The organism is Paenibacillus qinlingensis (assembly GCF_013204845.1).
GTDB classification, from domain to species: Bacteria; Bacillota; Bacilli; order Paenibacillales; family NBRC-103111; genus Paenibacillus_E; species Paenibacillus_E qinlingensis.
Genome location: NZ_JABMKY010000004.1, coordinates 312,129 through 333,045, shown reverse-complemented (window position 1 = coordinate 333,045; position 20,917 = coordinate 312,129). Strand labels below are relative to the sequence as shown.

Here is a 20,917-nt window from a genome sequence, read left to right as displayed (position 1 = left end):
TTTCGATTCCAAAGTGCCATCACGATCTCGTTTGAGTCAAACGAAGTAGGCTCTCCGTGTTTAGATGGAAAAAATACAGGTAATACTCAGTATTTCGCTGTGTTTTCGCGAATAAATGGAAAATATACAGCTAATTTATCTGCATTTCGGAATATCGAGCACCTACATGAAAATTAAATGTATAAAATACATCTACTCCCTAAGATTCGGGAAATTTGCCACGAATAGATGGAGTAAATCCATTTAGATGACTAGCCGACAGCTAAGAATTAGCTAGGGAAGTCACCACATGAAGAAGGTTACCATCTGGTGCAACCCTAGATGGAAGAAAGACCGCCGAACAGCATGGCGGTCTGGGCCTCCATCAGTTAATAAATTGTAGGGATTGCAGCATACGCTTCATCATTGTTGCAGCTTGTGCGCGTGTTGCAGGCTCCGTCGGTGCGAAAGCATTGTTCGACACGCCTTGAATGAGGCCAGCTGTCAGCGCCTGTGCAACGGCTGGCTTCGACCATTCGCTGATCGTCGAACGGTCGGTGAAGCGATCTAAAACAGCGGTGCTGGCTTGAATTTCCTTACCGCCAACTTTCATCGCACGCATCATCATTGCCACCATTTGTTCGCGAGTGATGATTGCGTTAGGTCTAAAGGTACCATCCTCATAGCCGTTGATCAAGCCAACTTGATGGGCCGTACTAACAGCTCCTGCGAACCAGTCGCTCGGCTGCACATCACGGAATGCATCTGCTTTCTTCTCGGAGAGTCCAAGCGATCGAACTACCATCGCTGCAAACTCAGCACGCGTCACTTGCGCTTCTGGTGCGAACTTCTGATCCGTTATTCCGTTAACAATCCATTTATTCGCCAATAGCTCAACGTCCGCTTTGGCCCAATGTCCAGCTAAATCTGCAAACGCTTGATTGGATTGAATAACTGTGTACATGCTGTTGTGCGGCGAGCGAATTGTAGCTTCAGCTGTCCCATTTTTCGTCATAATTAACGCTGGTACGAAATGGATCCCATTGTTCGCATCGATCCACACCGCCGTTACCTTGCCAGGGTCACCTGTCCATGTACCCAAGCTGAGGGTGCGGTTCACATACACGCCGCCAAAATCACTCAATTCTTTCCCATTCACCATGATTGTAAAATCGATCGGGTTCGCAACCACTTGCTTTGCGTTCCGTTTATTCACCGCTGCATTGACATCGTCTCCGACTTTGCCGGAAACTTTAGAAATCACAACGCTTATTGTAGAATCCTTAGCTATATCTTTGAACAATTGGACTGGCAGCTCATATATCGCACCATTCGCTTTAATCTGAATCACCGCACCAGCTTGCTTATTGATTGCGTTCAGGATCGCTTGGCCAGACAGTTCCACTTTTACAATGGATGTACTGTCCTTCACTTCGATCACAACAACGGGAATCGCTGATGCTGCTTTCTCCAACTTATCCGCATCTACGGTGACTTTGGTGACCGTCTGTCCATCCGCCGTAGTTTCTTTCGTTACTTTGGCATCTTTGTTCAGATCGACGATCCCCGTTGTTCCTGAAGTAGAACCAGTTCCTGTACCTGTACCTGTGCCAGTACCCGTTCCAGATCCTGTACCTGACCCCGAATCTGTCGTACGTGCTGTAACGGTGATCGTTGCTTCTGCCTTCAAAGAAGTTCCTGCAACTGTTCCCAGTACTTTAAAAGTACCCGCCGAGGCGTATTGCGAAGCCACAATGTTGCTCCATACGACCCCCAACTGCTTAGTTGTATTGTCGCTGTAAACCGCTGCAACTACCGTTGGTAATACAGGTGCTGTTCCAGCTGTTGTCGTTATGTTGATTGGCGAATAACTAACAATTACAGGTAGAGGAATATCCACAGCTGTAACTGTAATATTGGCCAAAGCTTTATAAGTTACACCGGTTACGGTTCCTTGCACGCTAAAACTCCCTGCAGCAGCATATTGGGAAGGAGCAATAGGATCCCAAACTACCGATCGCTGTCCTGTCGTGTTGTCACTGTACACCGCTGTGACTACTGTCGGTAACACTGGGGCTACGCCAACGCTCGTTGTGACGCTAATCGGTGCAATACCGACGATCTCCGTTGCTATGTTAAGAAAGGTCGGAGCCGAAATCATAAACTTGCGTGAATACGGGTCGGTTCCTTTGGCTCTTACACTCACTTTTGAGAAATCAGTCAGGTTGCTCGGCAACAGGTAGCTTGTTATGCCTGCTGGGATCTCAGCCAATACCGTTGTCTCATTGTACACCGTGTAACCTTCACTTAATACATTAGCGTCCCACTTCAGCAGATTACCCGAGCTTGATCCGCTAGGTTCAATCTTCACATGCTGCGGAGGAAGCGGCGCATTAAACACTTGTACCTGTGTCAGGCGTGGAGGTCCAGTAAGATCTGTGCCTGCATTGCCACCAGAAGCGTTCTCTACTGTTACTTTGATGTATCTCGCATGGTAAGTCTTACCTAGGTTAATGGGGTGCGAACTATCTGTTGAATCCGTACCGCCATCCTTATTGCCAGTCTCATACGTATACCCTAAGGCTGTCTGTTTCTCCACTTGTTGAAAGGCCATGTTGTTAAAATCAACTGCCGATGAATGATCTCCATAATCAGTTGATACAGACACCGTTGCGCCTTTTAACCTTGTAGATTTGGCAAACAATCTAATTTGGCTAAAATCCATAGCCTGGCCAAGATCGATGACAAAGCTGCCTTTACGCTCACCGTCAGTACCCAGCCACGAATAATTGCCGATTTGATCCATATTGGTAATATTCGTTACCGCCCATTTGATCGGATCCTGCAATACACCATTGGTCAATTTATTGGCATTTCCGTATCCATTTGCCGTAGCAGATTGTAGCTGTATCTGGTTAGCACCAACTGTCGTTCCAACATTGTAGGCTTTCTTATTAAGCGCCAGATTGACAGATGATAACCCTGTTGCCACCTTACTTATGGTAATGTCGGATAGCCCGAGCTCAGCGTCATAGGCAGAGTTAGTACCGTTAGCAGAGCTGCGGTATATCCCCCATTTTGGACGTAGATATTGATCAAACGCAGCCGGATACTCGGTCTCAAAACCACCTGCTCTTTCCGGTCTTCGCCATAAGTCTTTCACACCATCACCTGTACCTTGATTACCGAACACTTGATAGACATCGGGACTGTCAAAGGTATATACCTTGCCCGTCACTTGATCCGTAATCTTAATGGTCAGCCAGCCACTGTCCGAAATGTGAGCTTTGAGCTCAACTTTAATCCAGTGCCCATCAATTTCTTTTAATGGAATTCGCATCAACGTCTTATCGCCATCATAACGGTTATGATTAACAACTAGATCTCGGTTCGTCGTTCCAGAAATGGACATCGCAAGAATATAGGCGCCGTTCTCACCGCCATTGTTGCCGCCTGGTAAAGTATCAGGGGCTTGGCGATTCGTAGCCTTCAACTGGAAGATATGCCTGAAGTTTGACTGGTTCCACTGGATGCCGTCTGGAATATTCCACATCCACTCATAGGAAACCAAATCGCCTTCGTACGCTACAAAATCGTTATTTGAATCTTCACTTGGTCGAATTTCAACTCGTTGCCGATCCGTTGTAGCTGCGCCGTCAACAACATAGCCGACATTCGGATCAAATACACCTTTGTGGCCGTACTCGCCATCTCGCGTCTTATCCAAGAACTCATTATTCAGACCTCTGCCGTATTCAAAGATTTTGAACACATTTTTTTGTAATGTGCTGTCCCAAACACTCGTGATATGATCATCAGCGGCTGTCGCTCGAGGTTGATTACCGTAGAATGCGTGATAAGCATCTCTTATTCTTTTCGTAACACCTTCGACAGGTTCGTCGGTTCCCATGGCCCCGCCTAACACATTGTAAGGAGATACGCCTTCGATTGCGTTCATCTTGATTGTCTTGTCATTAGCGCCATAACCTCGGGCTATGACATCCAACGCAAATAGCGAAGGGGCACCGCTGTTGAAGTGAAACGTAAATTCATTCGTGCCAAGTGGTAATTTAGCAAGGTATGAATGGGTAAAGGTAACCTTATTACCGGATAACGAGTAATCCGTATTTAGTAGAAGCGTATTGTCACCCTTCGTAATACTCGTAAGCACTTTCCCACCTAGGTTAATCGTTGTCGATATAGGTGTAACCTGATCCCATGTACTGTAAGTATCCTTTGCCGGCACTAACACAGTTGCATTCACTACGGCATCTTTACCGTAAATCGTCAACGCAGATAAACCCATCATGGAATTGGTATCATTCGCACGCTTATCGCTTGGCCCGACTAGCACGGTGTTTATCATGACATAACGAGCTGTAAACGGATACAAAAACGTCTTCGTATCATAGCCCCATTGTTGACCGTTATACGTCACGTAAGACCATAAACCTTCGGTCTCCGTACCGCCAGCTAGCTTCCAGCCGTTTGCTTTCCAGTCATACATATGGACCCCATCAGCAGCCGTAGGTGCACTCGCCCATGATGCAGGATCATTCGTGTAATAGACCTCAAATCTGGTTGCATTGCTTTGAAGGTTAGCAATGGTGTTTGGTATTTCAAGGTACAATTTATCAATTGTTTTTGGCGCGCCTAAGTCAAGGCTTAACGCGAGTGAGGACGGTGAATAATCTCCCTTATACACACTAGGGTTGGCATTACGCCAATATCCGCTGCCGCTTGATTTCAAAGCATCTACACCCGGATGATCATTGGCCTCCGAGCTTACCTTGAAATTAACACCTGCTTGTGGTGTAAAACGGGATGGATCTAGCAGGTTAACAGAGCCTGTCGGAGTGACTGGAACATCCGTTGCCGAAGGTTCACCGAAAATATTGAATACATTTGCTTTGATTCCCCCAGCACTGTTATCCAATGTGACATCGGAGACAAGCAATATATATTGCGCCGCAATCGGCACGGCTAATGTATGATTGGCTTTTTCGTTATTTTCTAGTTGTGTACTTTTCCCCACGCCAGGAATTGGTTGCCATAGGGCACCATTTGCCGTCTCAAGCGGTTTCCGCGTTGCTTCTGAAGTCGCCGATAGGGCATTCCCTTCTTTGAGTTCATTGAAAGCTGTTGCATCATTGGTGTAATATACCTGATAGTTTTTCAAAAACTTACTATTACTCGTCCATTCAATTTGAACGTTACTTACATCTATTTTCTTTTCCAGTTGTACGGCTGCCCAGTACTGATATCCATCTGTTTTGGTTAGCGAGCTGTTCGCCTGCCAAGCCGTCGTAGCATTATCATCAATAAAGTTGCCCTTGCTGTTGCTGCTGCTAGACACAACCTTTATCGTAGCCCCAGGAGCCACCGCCCAGTTCTTATAACTGGAAAGATTCACTTCAATATTGGGCTGAATATGCATCGAGTTCGTAATTCCTGGACCGCTAAATTCACCAATAATCTTATTAATCCCCGTATGATCAGGGTTATAGCCAGCCGAGCTCCAGGTTACATTCACCTGCTCTGTTTTCCCCGTACTCAAGGTGACATCCAGCTTGGATGGTAATGGTAAACTGCCAAATGCCGTCCCTTGGGAAGCTGAAATGGCTGCTGGTCTTGCCCATGCAACAACATCCTTCGGTTGCACATTGGGATTCCAGCCATCCGGGAAAATATAGCTGTCTTTATCCCTTTTGATGACATGTACGTCAGACAGATACATCGTTGCTGCTTGCCATTCATCGGCATAAGCCGCATCAGCTGGGCCGTTATACAACCCCCGGTACAATCCCCATTTGGAACGGTTTTGTTGACCCGCTTCAACGGGTAAATCCGTTCGTTCAAGTCTGCCCGTCGTTGGATTGCTCACTTCAGGTCGTCTAGATGTTTCGGCTGTCATCCCGCCTTGGAACAACACTTCACCTGATTCCAGATCGACAAGTTTTCCGTATAAGTAACCTTTATCTGCTGTTAAAATCGTTACTTCAAAATCAAGCCAGCGATCTGCGACCTCTTCAAAAGGAATCGTGAACAATGGCTTAATGCGATCGGCATAGCTGCCATCGGGATTGTTCCTGAATTCAAGCTGCCCTTTGCCTTCGCTGGAAACCAAGGTTAGTGTAGTCACAGGTTGGCCCGCTGCGTTGCCGACTACTTCTTTCAGTTGGAAGATGTGCCAGAACCGGTGGGGATCAATAAAATCGCCTGCTTTTTTATCGCCAACATCTTGTTGAAACCTTAACGTTTCCGACGGGAGCATGAGTCTCCAGTGGTGGGTCATAATATCGCCGCCTACGCTATTCGCATCGCTGTTGGCTGCGCTTGTATTCGTCTTAATCTCCAAACGCTGCCGATCACTGCCCACAGCCCCACGATCACCGTCGTCTCGACTTACACCTTCTGGTGTAACAAAAGGTTTAAATTCATGAAAGCGCAAAATGTCCGAGTTGAGCTTGGAAGTACCTGGCACACCTGCAATGCCATATTTCGTAAGCGCATTCAAATCATTTCGCCCGATTGTTTGCAAATACATATTGTCACCCAACCAGGATTCATTCACAGTCGAAGCAGCTGGATAGTCCCCTGAACGATCATACACAGACTCCGTCCAAGGTTTCCCGCTGTAGGAAGAAGGGCTCGTAGGTCCCTCAATGGAACCTGTACCGCTGCCATTGCCAATTTTGGAGGATCCGATCACATCCCAAGCAGATTCCCCCCCCTGAATGTTAAGCGGCGAATATTTATCATTTGGCCCCATTGGACCTGTTAAAGCTGGCACAGCCGTATCTACTTTAACCGTTATCGTATATTTTTTGCTATTGGAGCTATTCTGGGTATCACTTACTACCAAATAATACGTCGTGGTTCCGCTTGCTGAAAATTGGTCCATTTTCGCATCACCTTGGTTGATGCCGCTGGCAGCGAAAGGGATCACCGTTGTTTCGTCACTTCGATAGAGAACGGCGTTTGCACCGTTGGTTGTGACATTCAGCATTTGATATAGGGCGCCGTAGGGCAAGGATACATCAATAGTTGCATGATTCAGATTAACTTCTGCGCTTACTGGCTTGTTCACGCGTATGTCCAAAATGCCCAAGTTGTCTTCCGGAGCTGCATAAACCGTTTCTATTGGCTTCATGTTAATCAACGTAAGAACAAGTGCCAATGAAAGCACTATGCTTACTGCCCGTTTAAGTACTTGTTGCTTTAACCTCTTACTGAACATTCTAAAGCCTCCTTAGAGTCAGTTGCACCTACTTGAAAGAAGGGGTTTTCGTCCCAATTGCAATCGCTTCCATAACGAATGTTAACTTCATCTCCTTCCTTCCCCTACTTGACTGATTGTAAATCACATTCTTATTTCCATAGATGGAAAAATTTACGATTGGGGTTGATTTATTTACGATATGAGCTGTCTTCTGCTAAGTCAAAAAAAACCACCCCAATTACGCGTATGGGGCGGCCGATGTCACTATTTTATAGCTAAAAGAATACCTGTTATGATTTAACCGAACCGACCATCATTCCTTGGATAAAGTGCTTCTGCAGGAACGGATAGACACACAGAATGGGAATCGTAGCCACAACAATAACCGCCATCTTTATACCTTCTGGTGAAAGGAGTTGCAGGAGTTCCGAAGATACGTCCGATTGCCCCATCTGATCGGTAAATACTATTTCCCTCAGCCGCACTTGCAGCGGAATCCATTGTCGATGGTCAATATAGAAGACGGCCTCGGCATAACGGTTCCAGTGACCGACTGCATACATAATGCCCATCGTAGCCATCGCAGGCTTAGATAGCGGCAAAACAATATTCCAAAGTATACGGAATTCGCCGCAACCGTCGATTCGCGCTGAATCCAGCAGCTCCGATGGGAGGTTCAGGAAGAACGACCGCATCACGAACAAATTAAAAGCACTAATCGCCATGGGTAGCATTAAAGCCCACAGGGTATTCAACATCCCTAATTGCTTGATCAATAAATAGTTGGGAATTAACGGTGCGCTGAAAATTAAAGTAAACAACACCAGCAACAGAATCGATTTACGATACAAATATTCAGGTCTGGATAGAGGATAAGCAAGCGTAGTAGTCATAAACAAATTAATGAACGTACCAAATACCGTAATAATGACACTATTCCGAAACCCTATCCAAATCGTCGGATCCTGCAAAATAAGTTTATAGCTGCCTAAAGTGAAGCCAACAGGCCAAAACGATACATCCCCTGCATTAATGGCCGTGTTGTTGCTTAAGGACTGGGCAATAATGTGAATAAGGGGCAGCACCATGCTCAAGCCAAGTGCACCTAACAATACAAGGTTGAATATATTAAAAATTTTATGGCCTCTTGTCATAATCATAGCGATTCACCTCCGGTCTCCTTCCGTATCAGTACAAGCCTTCGCCCGTCATTTTTTTACTAAACATATTACTGATCATAATCAACATAAGACCCACGACCGACTTGAACAACCCAATAGCTGTCGTGTAGCTGTATTGCCTATCAACAAGACCTGCCCGGTACACGAACGTATCAATAATCTCCCCATTCTCATTGTTAAGCGGATTAAGAAATACGAAGACGCGTTCGAAACCGAAGTCGAGGAAATTACCAATTTGAAGTAAAAATAAAATAACGATGGTTGGTAAGATGCTTGGGATGGTTATGGAAAATACTTGACGGATACGACTGGCTCCATCGATTTGTGCAGCTTCGTACAGATCAGGATTAATGCCTGCAATCGCCGCCAAATAGATGATCGTCCCCCAACCGCTATCCTTCCAAACCCCTGAACTAATGAGAATGGTTCGAATGTAGCTATTTTCCCCTAAGAAATAAATCGGCTCGACGCCAAACAAAGAGAGTAAATGATTGACGATTCCCGTGGAGGGAGACAATACCCCAACAACAATCCCACCGACGATGACCCACGACAGGAAATGCGGCATATAAACCACGGTTTGTACAATCCGTTTATAAGCCATGATGCGTACTTCATTAATAAGTAGAGCCAAGACAATTGGAATCGGAAAAGCGAAACACATATCATAAATGCCGATTAATATCGTATTTTTTAAAATTTGAAGGAAATCGGTGTAGGCGAACATGCGTTGGAAATGTTCTAATCCTACCCAGTCGCTTCCTTTAATCCCCTTGAAAATGTTGTAGTTTTGAAACGCGATGACGGAACCGAATAATGGGATATATTTAAATAGTAAGAAATAAATAATTCCCGGTAATGAGATCACATAAATTGGCCAATGTTTTCGTATAAAAGCCCATTTCTGACTCTGTGATGAGAAATTATACATTGCATGATCGGATGGCTGTATTTTGCTGGCCATGATTTCCTCCCCTTCTTGCTTGCTGCATCGATTTGACTTCTTCATCTTACTAGGGTTGTTCCAAGGTAGACATGGTGAAACTTATAGGGCACTGTGTTTTTTTACGATTACACCACTGGGACTGCTGTGAACACTAACAACACGATCAAGGCGCAACCCCATAGCGCTTCGCTGCACTGTGGTACAGCCAATTCTCTGCCACATAGATAGCTGTATCGTGATTAATCCAACCTGCCTCGATCTGTCCCCATAGGAAATCACTTACAATTCGTTTGACAAGCACAATCTTGCCGTAGCTCCACTCCATACATCTGGCATCGGAGACAATGAGCGAGCTTTTGATGGCAGGAAGCGCCTCTAATCGGTACTGCATACTATCGCGATAGGTACTCGCTCGGAAGTTAAACCACCAATGTCCACCTACATGAACATTCGGAAAGTTCCATGCCGCTTGCACAATATCTAAATTGTTAAGTTCGGAGGCCACCACAAGCTCGAAGGTGCAGGCATATGCTTCAAACAATGCAGAAAGCTTTAGGATACGAGCGGGGTCATTAACCGGCGTAGCTGTTCCACACCAAGAACGTTCCACGCCAAGAAACAGCTGTATGAGAAGACCCCGTTGCTCAGCTGCGACTCCTAATTCGTGCAGCAACATCATTAAGATCTCATCCTTGGTGCTACCTTGCCCGACCACAACCTTGCGGTTCGCGCTGGCTTCGTAGCTCGGTAACGTGGTCATAACGCCTGCGTAACCCGCATCTTTATAAGTGTCCAGTAGCTGAGCCAGTTTCTCACGCACTTGCGCAAATGCTCCAGCAGGGTTAGGCGATAGCTCAACTTCTTTGACCCACCCGCCTATCTTCCCATCAATTCGTGGGATCAGAATGGCGTTCTCACGCATGCCTTGGAATTCTGCGTGTTCGGGTATATTCACGACGAATCGGCTAACGTTCAATCGGTCTGCCACTTCTTGCGCCCACGTTGCACGCCCAGCACTCTGTTTAACGGCGGCGTCAGCCTCCCTTACTGAGGCGGCGTCACGAATGACAATCCCGTACAAATCTCGAAAAATGTGCGTCATTGCCATATTCATCATCGTATTTCTTGATCCATGGTAAGCTTCCAAGAAAGCAGCGATCCGCTCGTCCTCAGGTAACTCCATGGCATTCGCTGGGTAACCAGCAGCCTGCAGTTCACGAAACAACCAGAAATAGTGGGCAATCTCCCAGAAGTCGCTCGCACAGAGTCGATCCCCCACTAGGTGGGTGTGCGTATCTACAACGGGCAGCTGCATAATCTGCGCCTCAAACTCTTCCTTCCCCTGCTTCATCTGCTTATTCATTTCTCTTCCTCCTTCTACATGCCGTGTACCCTGATGGTACATGGATTGCCCCATCTGTTACATGGGATAACTTCCACAGGGTTGTGATTTTTTATGATCGTTGAAAAAGAAGATAAACCGCCTCTGACCTTGTACTCCGCTCCCATTGCCCCTCATGTCCGCGAGTTAGTCGATTTTATCGACTAACTCCTCTCCTATACTTTCAATAGAGTTTGAAAATAAAAAAACACCGAATGGACATCCCCTGTCCACCCGGTGCTCTTAGCTTATTTACTTAGTATGCTATCGATCAGATCTAATTCTTCTTGCGTGAAATGAGGCTGCTTCAAAGCAGCCACATTATCATCCAACTGGCTCACTTTACTTGCGCCAATTAAAGCCGAAGTCACAAGTCCCTTGCGAAGAACCCATGCTAAAGCCATCTGGGCCAGACTTTGCCCTCGCTCCTGGGCTAGCACATTCAGTAGACGTGACTTTGCGATCTTTTCCTCCGTAATATCTTCAGGTCTAAGGAACACACTGCCACCTGCAGCACGTGAGTCTGCTGGAATGTGCTCCAAATAACGATCTGTCAGAAGTCCCCTAGCAAGAGGACTGTAAGCGATCGATCCCACACCTTCTCTAGCCAAAATATCTTGCAGACCCTGCTCCAACCGTCTTTCGAACATCGAGTAGTGTACTTGATGGATGATAAACGGAGTTCCCAGGCCTTTCAAAATAGCCGCAGCTTGCTCCGTCTGCTCCGCGTTATAATTAGACACGCCGACATACAGCGCTTTCCCCTGGCGTACAGCCTGATCCAAAGCGCTCATCGTTTCTTCCAAAGGTGTCTCCGCATCAAAACGGTGCGAATAATAAATATCCACATAATCCATACCTAGTCGTTTCAGGCTCTGATCAAGGCTGGCGAGCATGCTTTTGCGGGAGCCACGCTCTCCGTATGGGCCGTCCCACATGCGGTAGCCAGCTTTTGTAGCAATGATCAGCTCATCACGATACGGCAGTAAATCCTTTTTCAAAATCTGCCCAAACACTTCTTCGGCTGAGCCCGTCGGTGGACCATAATTATTCGCAAGATCGAAATGCGTAATCCCCAGATCAAAGGCATGACGTGCTAATGCTCTGCTGTTCTCGAAATGATCGACGCCACCAAAATTGTGCCACAAACCAAACGAAATCGGCGGCAGCTTTAATCCGCTCTTCCCGCTTCTGTTGTACGGCATGTCTATATATCTTCCTTCATTTGCTGCATAGTTCATCGCGTTGTTGACCCCCTAAATTAAACACTACCGTGTTCCTAATCTTATTTAATGGAAATGGTTGCAAGCCCTGACGCCGGAATCGCAAGCTTATGCATACCTGCTGTCAATTCGACAGACGACTCCTCTGTCATGTCTCCACAGCAATTTCGAATTGACACGTTCGCAATCCCAATCTCACCCGTAACCTCTATATAAAGGCCGTCCTGCCTTCTGCCGTTTACGACGATCCATTGAGACACCGGTGCTGCTGCATCAATAGTCACAATCTGCTCCTGATAGGTGACGATAATCCCGCGATCCTCTTGAACCGCACGGACTAATGGATATAACAATTCCGGATTCATCGGCTCAATTGGACCGTCCAGCAACAATGTGCGATTCTCTTTCCAGAAGGCGAGCCAGTAGGTCAGCATTTTCAAATGATCGGAAGGCAGTTTATCCAAAAGAACAGATACCTGCGGCACCGAGAACAAACAGTTTATTAACTGCAAAGCAGCGCTTTCCACGGGCTCTTCCGGATGCCACATGATCATATCGGCATGGGCTGCAGTATTTCCACAGATCAGCCTCAGATCCAGCGTTCGCACGCGATTCTGGATGCTGTCGTTCGGACAATCGGAAGCACGGAACATGTTGCCGTATTTGCGCATCGCAGGACCAATATACATTTGCCGAAACTCGATCATAATCGCAGGGTTCAATTCTCTCAATCGACCGATTGAGTCCGTCAGCAGACGGTCAACCGCAGCAGGTATAGACTCATAATCCTTCCCATCCACTGTGGATGGTATTTGCAGCTCAGGCGAATAAAACGTATCAATGAAATCTAGTTTGAAGCCGTCTAAGCCCCATTCCTTAACCGCTTTCTCATACGTATTGATGATATATTCCCGAACATCCGGATATCTTGGATCCAACACAGCTGCTCCGTGTCCTTCATTAAATCGAAGGATTTTAGTATGGAATCGATTCCATGCCTGACTATATTTTCCTATAAAAGGTACCGAGTACCAGAGGATAAATTTCATACCTAACGCATGCACCGCATCCACATGCCGCTTCATATCAGGGAATTTGCCATCATACGTCTCCCAATCCCCGCAATAGGCATATCCTCTGCGGTTATCAGCCGTCTGCCAGCCATCATCCACAATGACGGCTTCCATTCCCAATTTCTTAGCGATACGGCACTGTTCTTCAATATGCGCGTCTGTAACATTCTGATGCATGCTATACCAAGTGGAGTACATTGGCTCCTTGGCGGCCTCAGGCACGTATGCCGGTTGATATTCTGGCATCTCGCTCCACCATGCTTGGACACCATCGAGACTTTCATAATAAGGGACATCTCTCGTATCTACGAGAAGCTTCGCTTCATACGATTGAAATGGTGCCGTCGTCTCTGTAAACATTTGGACGCAGCAATGAAAATCAGCCGTTTCCTCACTGATGCCACCCGAATAGTGCACCGTGTTAAGGGCATCCGAATAAGCAAAAGTCAATCTGTTGCGACCTAGGCTATTAAACAAGGCATAAACAGGTGCCGACGCAGCAGCATTGGAACGCAATGTGCGCATCCAATCGGCCTTAAAGCTCTTATTCCGGTCCTGAGCGGGATGCCAGCTGCCTTGAATGTCACAAGCAGGATGTGACCAACGAAGGGTGAAGACGGGAGGCGTTGCCGCCTCCTCTGATTCCAGTCGCAGTGTGATAAGATTGACGCCATCCTGCAGCTTTGTTGTTTGCAACGTGACGGCAAACCCATGATCCTCGCTAGATAAATTGAAAGAATGGGTATCCGTATTTATGATTTTGTTCACACGACATCCTCCTGCAGTTGATTCTTATGCCGACTCGCACCTGCATGGCACCACACAGTGACAATTGGGTCGTCCTCGCTGGAAATGAGATGATGATCCTCTCCAGGCTCAACAATCACGATATCTCCGGTAGTTACCGGAATAAACTCCCCGTTCAATTCCATCGTTCCTGTTCCTTGCAAAATCAGGAATGCTTCACAATCACTGTGAACATGATAGTCTCTTCCTTCAGGTCCATCATTCGTATGGCTGCGATCGCCGCGTTTCGAGAAAGACAGACCGCCTGACGATAAATAAGCACCTGGTAATACATCCTGCAAAATATGACCGTTCTTCTTATCCTGCAAATCGCTGAAACGCAGCTTTTTCATCTTGTTATTCCTCCATTTGTATGCGGTAAAGGCGACTTCGGAAATCGCCCTTCCAGATCGGTAAATTAAGTCCTACATGCATGAGTTCGTCTCCCCCAAATATTTCCACACACTCATCCTGATTTCCCGCATCATACAGTAAATAATTCCTCTCCGGCGCAAGGCCTTTCAATCGCATTTTCCTGAGAGGTGCATTCGGCTCTGACAGCACTTGAAAAAAAGCAACCAAAGCTTCCTTCTTATCCTCGGAAACGAACATCCATGCCGCACTAGTTTGTTCAAAAGGGCTGATCAGTCGATAAAATTCACCGAATTGGATCAGCGGTCGTAATTGTTTATACAACGCGACTTGCCCCTTCACAGCTTCCTTGTCTGCTTCCGTGAATGCCGTCAAATCAAGCTCGTAGCCAAAGTTCCCCGACATCGCCACATGCCCGCGCATATCAAGCGGCGTCGTCCGATGTACTTGATGATTAGGGACAGCGGAAACATGTGCACCCATCGTGCTGATTGGATACACGAGACTCGTTCCATACTGAATTTTCAGCCGTTCAACGGCGTCCGTATTATCGCTCGTCCATGTCTGTGGCATATAGTAGAGCAACCCTGGATCGAACCGTCCCCCACCGCCGGAACAACTTTCGAACAAAACATTCGGGAATGCTGAGGTTATCCGCTCCATCACTTCGTAAAGTCCAAGCATATAACGGTGTGCCGTTTCCCTCTGGCGCGCTGGCGGGAGCTGGGCCGATCCGATTTCCGTCATATTGCGGTTCATATCCCACTTCACATACGTGATAGGACTGCTCGCAAGAATATCAGTGATGACCTTCACGATATAATCTCTGACATCTTGACGCGAATAGTCTAGGATCAGCTGCTGTCGAGCTTCAGTCCTCCGCCGGCCGGGTACATGAAGACACCAATCGGGATGAGCCCGATACAAGTCACTGTCTGGGGATACCATCTCAGGCTCAAACCATAGGCCAAACTCTAGCCCTTGTTGTTTCACACGGCTTGCCAAATCCGGCATACCTTGTGGGAGCTTGCTGCGATCAACGAACCAATCGCCGAGTGAGCTTTTATCATTGTCACGCTTGCCGAACCAACCATCATCCAGCACGAGTAGTTCTAAGCCTAGATCCTTGCCCACTCGAGCTAGCTCTTCAATTTTATCCGCGTTGAAATTGAAATAGGTTGCTTCCCAGTTGTTGATGAGAATCGGTCTATGACGATCTCGGAATTGTCCACGACATAGACGTGTGCGATACAGCTTATGATAAGTGCGCGACATCCCGCCGAGGCCCTCCGCCGAATAAACGAGAACTGCCTCTGGCGTTTGGAAGGTTTGCCCAGGTTCCAAGAGCCAAGAGAAATCAAACGCATTGATCCCCATCACGACACGGGTCGTTCCGTAAGGGTCCACTTCGGCTTGAGCAACAAAGTTCCCGCTGTAAACAAGGCTGAATCCGTAGACATCCCCGTGATCTTCATCTGCTTGCTTCGAAAGCAGCGCCATGAATGGGTTAAGCGAATGGCTGCTTGCCCCACGACGGCTCTCCATCACAGATCCGCCTGTGGCAAGGGGGCGTTTTTCGATATGACGCTCGCGCGCCCACGTACCAGATAAATGCAGCATATCGAAATCGCTGTGAGACATATCGATACCGAAACTCAATGCTCGCAGCAGTTTGATGGACTGATTACTCTCATTTATGAACCGAACAGACCGAGTAATCGCATCTACATCACGAAAAACGGTATACGTGAGAATAGCCTTTAATCCGATCAACTTATCACTCAATACAATATCGATACTCTCTGCTTCATTCTCTTCTTCCGTATAAGTCGAAGGAAGTCCCTCCAATGGAGCTTTTCCCGCGTAAATCCGATGAGACTCATAAACGAGTTCACTGACCGTCGTGCCGTCTTCCATTTGAACCTGATAGGCCGGAACTCGAAAATCACTTCCTCCATATCCCGGATATTCCTGCGGCAATGTGTCCAAAGACAGTGTCAGATCTTCCGGATCTGTGGATGGAGAGAAAGAGCAGCGTCGCCTTCTAGCGAGCAATCCTCCCAGATTGCTTCCCCTCACTTGGCGCCCCCAATGAACATGGGCTACATAGGTGGAGTTGATCAGCTGCATGATATAACTCGATGACTTCCCTTGAAGATGGAAGGTTTGCGAATTCGAATCGTACACAATCCCCATTTTGACGCGTCCCCTTTGTGCGTATTAAATCTTGAGATGCTTCCATGCCCCGCGTTTAAACCTTAAATAAATGAGATTAGATCTAAGAAATTGATCACTTGCCACCGCAGTCCATAATCCGATCATGCCCCAATGGAAGACATACACGAACAAGTAGCTCAGTACCACCCTAATTCCCCACACGCCAATGAATGTCGAATATAACGGATAACGGGTATCGCCCGCCCCTCGCAACGCGCCTCCAAGAACAAATTGCGATATTTGTGATACTTGAATAAAACCTACGATTCGAAGAGCCCAGGCCCCTTCACGAATAATCGTCTCGTCATTTGTATACAGCCTAAGGATATGCGGTGCGAGCAAAATAAAAAGCGCCCCCATAAAGCCGGCCACCATCATGCCGTACTTTCGGACCTGCCACACATATCGTTCGGCAAGATCGGGTTTGCTTACACCTAGGGTTTGACCCACTAACGTTGAAGCTGCTATCGCAAATGCAGCACCTGGCATAAACGAGATGCCAATGATGCTCGTTACAATTTGCGAAGCCGCGATGGCAACAGTCCCCAATCCCGCACAAATTTTCACAAACGTCATAATCCCTAATCGCATGATTAACTGCTCTAGACTACTTGGTATGCCAATCCTCAACATTCGGCTGATCATATCTCGGTCCAAACGGCTGATCTCTGACCATCCGATACGAACTGTAAACCTCCCGCTGAACATGACAACGACAAAGCAAATCATCGCTCCGAACTGAACCACCAACGTAGCAATTGCCGCACCCGTAATGCCCATTTGCGGGAAATCCAGATGACCATAAATCAGCAAGAAGCCGAGGGTCACATTCATGCAACCTGCGAGCACATTAATTATCATCGGTGTTCGGGTGTCGCCCGAGCCTCGCAGAATAGCAGATAAAGCAGATGAAATTGAGGAAAAACCGATTGAGAAAAACATGATTTTCGCATAGGTTAGTCCTACCTGAACGACCTCATCACTAGCGCCCATCAACTGTAGCAGACTCTCCGCAAAGGTGACGCCAATCGAAACAATAAGGACAGATAGGATAGTACCTAGCATAAGCGATTGCCCCGCAGCTAAATTCGCGTCTCCCATCTTCCCCGCTCCAGTGGAACGAGCAACGATCACGGTTGTACCCGAATTCAGCGCTGCAAATAGTACGGTCAATAAGGAATAGGGTTGGCTTGTTAAGCCAACTGCCGCCACGGCAACAGCCCCGAGATGTCCGACTAGAATCATCATCACCATTTGGGTTGCATTCATGAGCAGCATTTCCGTCAAAGATGGACCAGCTAATTTGAAAATCATCCGGCGAACAGCTTTATCATCCTGCGGATTTATTGAGGCGGATTCGCTGGATATCGCTGCATCTGCACTCATCGCCGACCTGCCACTAGATGTTCCATCCAGATAAGTAAGCTTTTGTATTGTGCAGCATCTGATCGAATAATACTTCCGCATCGTGAATATCAATCGTCACTAGCGGGTCGTTGATAAACGCTTTGAATGCCAAGTCCTTGTCCTTTTGAAGAGCAGCTTTCAGAATAAGCTCTTGATTCATCGCGTGCTGCAAGACCAGATTATTAACTTCCATCGGAAGCTCTCCTGCATAAACCGGACGCAAGCTGTTCGCAGAGAACACCGCATTCGTTTCAACGACTGCTCCCAGCGGAATACCCTTCATTTGACCAACGTTAGGAACGTTAATATTCGTTACAAATTGCTCAAGTCCGATTAGACCCTTTAACTGTCTAACTTCTTCTTCACCAGATGTCTTGAGCGGCAACTTCTCCTCGCCACTTAGCAGCTTTCCGTAAAAAAGCTCGGTTGCCGCATGCTTCTCGACACGACTCTGGACCGTCGTTAAGCCGAACTTCCATGATCGAACTGTCTCCGGATCTTTCAAATACCAAGGAGGCATGAATTCCGCCAAATGACGGTCACCTGCTGCTGCAATGACACCATACCGCCGAAACAAATCAAACTTCACACGGTTGGCCGCCGTATATGTGTTTGTAACCCAAGCATCTTTGTTGTGTTCAAATCCGGATTCATAATAGGTATCAACAAACTTGCGATACATCGGAAGCAAATCTATATTGTGATACGTCGCTTGATCAATCCAAGTAAAATGATTAATCCCCAGCACATTCACTTTCACTTGATCGCGATGTACACCTTCAATTCCTTCCATATCGCGAAGCATGCGAATCAACAGCCCTTGCACACCGAAAATCTCGTGGCAGCAGCCAATCGCTTTAATTTTAGGAAATACTTCGTAAAGTGTTCTTGTACAGAGTGTCATCGGGTTGGTGTAATTAAACACCCATGCATCTGGTGAATATCGCTCGATCGCTTGGGCAATTTCCACATACATCGGAATGGTACGTAGTGCTCTAAGTAACCCTCCCGGTCCTGTCGTATCACCAACTGCTTGATAAATGCCGTACTTCTCTGGTGCATGAACATCAGACGCCATTTCCTCGAAAGTGCCTGGAAGTATCGAGATAAACACAAAATCGCATCCATGCAGAGCCTCTTGGAGAGATGGATACGCTTTGTATGTCCATTTGGATTTCGTCTCTGGATAATCAGAAACCGAGTTACCCAGTTTTTCATTATTTTTGGCTTTTCCATAGTCCAGATCATACAAGCGAATCGTGCCCGACAATTGACCATCCAGTGCCAAATCGGCAATTAGATTTTTAGCCCAATACATCGAGCCGCCGCCAATATAAGCGATTTGAATATCGCTGACTTTCTCCTGAGCAAATTTCATGTTGCGCCTCCTCCATCATGTAGAACCACCTAGTATTAGCTACCAGTATAGAAAACAAATCCATTTTAGAGGATGGCAAAAATTAAGTGGGGTTGTGATTTTTTACACTTTTCACGTAACAAACTGAAAAACGCCAGCCCTCACTTGAGGACTGACGTTTAGATGAAAGATGCAATATCGGTACGATCGAAGGGAACGTGGATGCGCTATTGCAGCAAAATATAGGAAATGAACAGCGTAAGGGAACTACAGTGCACTATTTTGTTAATATAATGCCAATTAAATAAAAATCGAACAAATAGAGTACCTACGTTCCCCCTTGGAGTCTTTTTCGATCGATTCCGATGAATTAGCGCATCTAGGTTCCCTTCAACCTTGTCATGCATCTCCTCAACCCATTGACTCTGTGCTTACAGCAGCCGCTGTAAGCGTAAAATCGTAAACCGGTTGCGCACGAACAGCGCATCCTGCAGCGACGCCTCCACCAGCGCCGGCTCCACGCCAAGCTGGTCCGGCGCTACCGGCCCTTGCACCGCCGCGAGCCACGCAGCAAGCTGCTCTGGCGGCGGAACCGCCCGGGCGATGCTGAGCACATCGCCCCAAGTAGCAGCGATGCGCGCTTGCAGCGCACGCGCATCAACGCCCATCGCCGACGTATTCTCGGCGATGATGGCTTCGGCCATGGCCCCGTAGGCCGCCCGGATGCGTTCCGCATCCGTCTGCGCACTCGGGGCCTGCCCTGCCGCTAGGCGCGCAGCGGCCTCGTCGGCCGTTAGCGCAAGCAGCGCCTGATAGCGCTGCGCCATGAGCACGGTCGCGACGCCGACCTTGGCGCCGTGCAGCAGCGCCCGGCGGCGCTGCTGCAGGAGCACCATCTCCCAATAATGGGAGAGATGGTGCTCAGCCCCGGAGGCCGGCCTGGAGTGGCCGACCAAGAGCATGGAAAGGCCGGATAGGATCAGGCCTTCCATTAATCGACGCATGCCCAGCTCGCTGCGCTGCGCAATCTCTTCCAGATGCGCGGTAGTCAGCTCCACCGCCTCCAGCGTCAAGCGAGCACTCAGCTCGCAGTAGTGCTCATCCAACAGCACGCGGCCGAGTGCCCAGTCCGCCAGCGAGGTGTGCTTGCCGAGCATATCGCCCACGCCTGCAGCAATCATTGCCTGTGGCGCCGCAGCGAGTATCCCCAAATCGGCGAAGATCGCCTCTGGCGCTGAGCAGGGAATCGTCTGTTTGAAGCCGCGAACGATGAGTGGCGCCCCCACAGACGCAAACCCGTCAACGGAAGGGGCTGTCGGTACAGAAAGAAATGGCCGACTCGTACGATGACTCACGAAACGCACAATGTCATGGAGCGTGCCTGATCCCACAGCGATCAACACCTTTGACGTCAATGATGTGTCTAACATCAACTGGACAATAGCTTCTTCATCAGCAGCCACTTCCCCCATACCGTTCTCGCGAATCACACTTATGCCAACTCTTACTTGACCTTCTTCTAGCAGAGCACGCAGCTTGTCACCAGCTACAGCATACGTATTCGCATCCGCGACAAGCGTCACTTCCTCATAGCCTGCTTCCCTTACATAATCCACAACATTAGCTAAAGCGTCTCGTTCTATGGCAATACGGCGAATTGGAATCTCATGCTTTTGCCCGCAGGCGCACGCAAACCTTTTACCTAACCATTCATTTAACAACTCACTCATATCTCTCATCTCCTAACCTGTACGTACAAGTTATTCTCCCACC

Annotated in this window: 11 protein-coding genes; all 11 read right to left on the bottom strand. The window is 47.6% G+C overall.

From position 1 onward, the window contains the following. Window positions 1-364: 364 nt before the first annotated feature. Window positions 365-7,219 carry an S-layer homology domain-containing protein gene (locus HQN88_RS11075; RefSeq protein ID WP_173111009.1) on the bottom strand — a complete coding sequence of 2,285 codons (6,855 nt, stop codon included), beginning with the start codon at window positions 7,217-7,219 and terminating at the stop codon, window positions 365-367. Window positions 7,220-7,491: 272 nt separating this feature from the next. Further along, a complete protein-coding gene (locus tag HQN88_RS11070; protein WP_173111007.1) occupies window positions 7,492-8,361 on the bottom strand; it encodes a carbohydrate ABC transporter permease in 870 nt (289 codons plus the stop codon). Between the two features lie 28 nt (window positions 8,362-8,389). Then, complete coding sequence (locus HQN88_RS11065) at window positions 8,390-9,313, bottom strand: ABC transporter permease (RefSeq protein WP_420794137.1); 924 nt, start codon at window positions 9,311-9,313, stop codon at window positions 8,390-8,392. 178 nt (window positions 9,314-9,491) lie between these two features. Continuing rightward, a complete protein-coding gene (locus tag HQN88_RS11060) occupies window positions 9,492-10,691 on the bottom strand; it encodes a glucuronate isomerase (protein ID WP_173111001.1) in 1,200 nt (399 codons plus the stop codon). A gap of 266 nt (window positions 10,692-10,957) precedes the next feature. Further along, window positions 10,958-11,950 carry an aldo/keto reductase gene (locus HQN88_RS11055; RefSeq protein WP_173110998.1) on the bottom strand — a complete coding sequence of 331 codons (993 nt, stop codon included), beginning with the start codon at window positions 11,948-11,950 and terminating at the stop codon, window positions 10,958-10,960. A gap of 44 nt (window positions 11,951-11,994) precedes the next feature. Further along, a complete protein-coding gene (locus HQN88_RS11050) occupies window positions 11,995-13,773 on the bottom strand; it encodes a glycoside hydrolase family 36 protein (protein WP_173110996.1) in 1,779 nt (592 codons plus the stop codon). Further along, window positions 13,770-14,144, bottom strand: coding sequence for a cupin domain-containing protein (locus tag HQN88_RS11045; RefSeq protein ID WP_173110994.1), 375 nt, complete (start codon window positions 14,142-14,144; stop codon window positions 13,770-13,772). Before HQN88_RS11045 ends, HQN88_RS11050 begins: the two co-directional genes overlap by 4 nt. Before the next feature lie 4 nt (window positions 14,145-14,148). Next, window positions 14,149-16,359 (bottom strand): alpha-galactosidase, encoded by a 2,211-nt coding sequence (locus HQN88_RS11040; RefSeq protein WP_173110992.1) that lies wholly within the window; start codon window positions 16,357-16,359, stop codon window positions 14,149-14,151. 24 nt (window positions 16,360-16,383) lie between these two features. Then, entirely contained in the window at window positions 16,384-17,766 is a 1,383-nt protein-coding gene (locus tag HQN88_RS11035; protein WP_173110990.1) for an MATE family efflux transporter, read from the bottom strand. A gap of 13 nt (window positions 17,767-17,779) precedes the next feature. Beyond that, window positions 17,780-19,165: a family 4 glycosyl hydrolase gene (locus HQN88_RS11030; RefSeq protein WP_173110988.1), complete on the bottom strand. Its 1,386-nt coding sequence runs from the start codon at window positions 19,163-19,165 to the stop codon at window positions 17,780-17,782. 410 nt (window positions 19,166-19,575) lie between these two features. After that, entirely contained in the window at window positions 19,576-20,874 is a 1,299-nt protein-coding gene (locus HQN88_RS11025; RefSeq protein ID WP_246320163.1) for a sn-glycerol-1-phosphate dehydrogenase, read from the bottom strand. Between the last annotated feature and the right edge of the window lie 43 nt (window positions 20,875-20,917).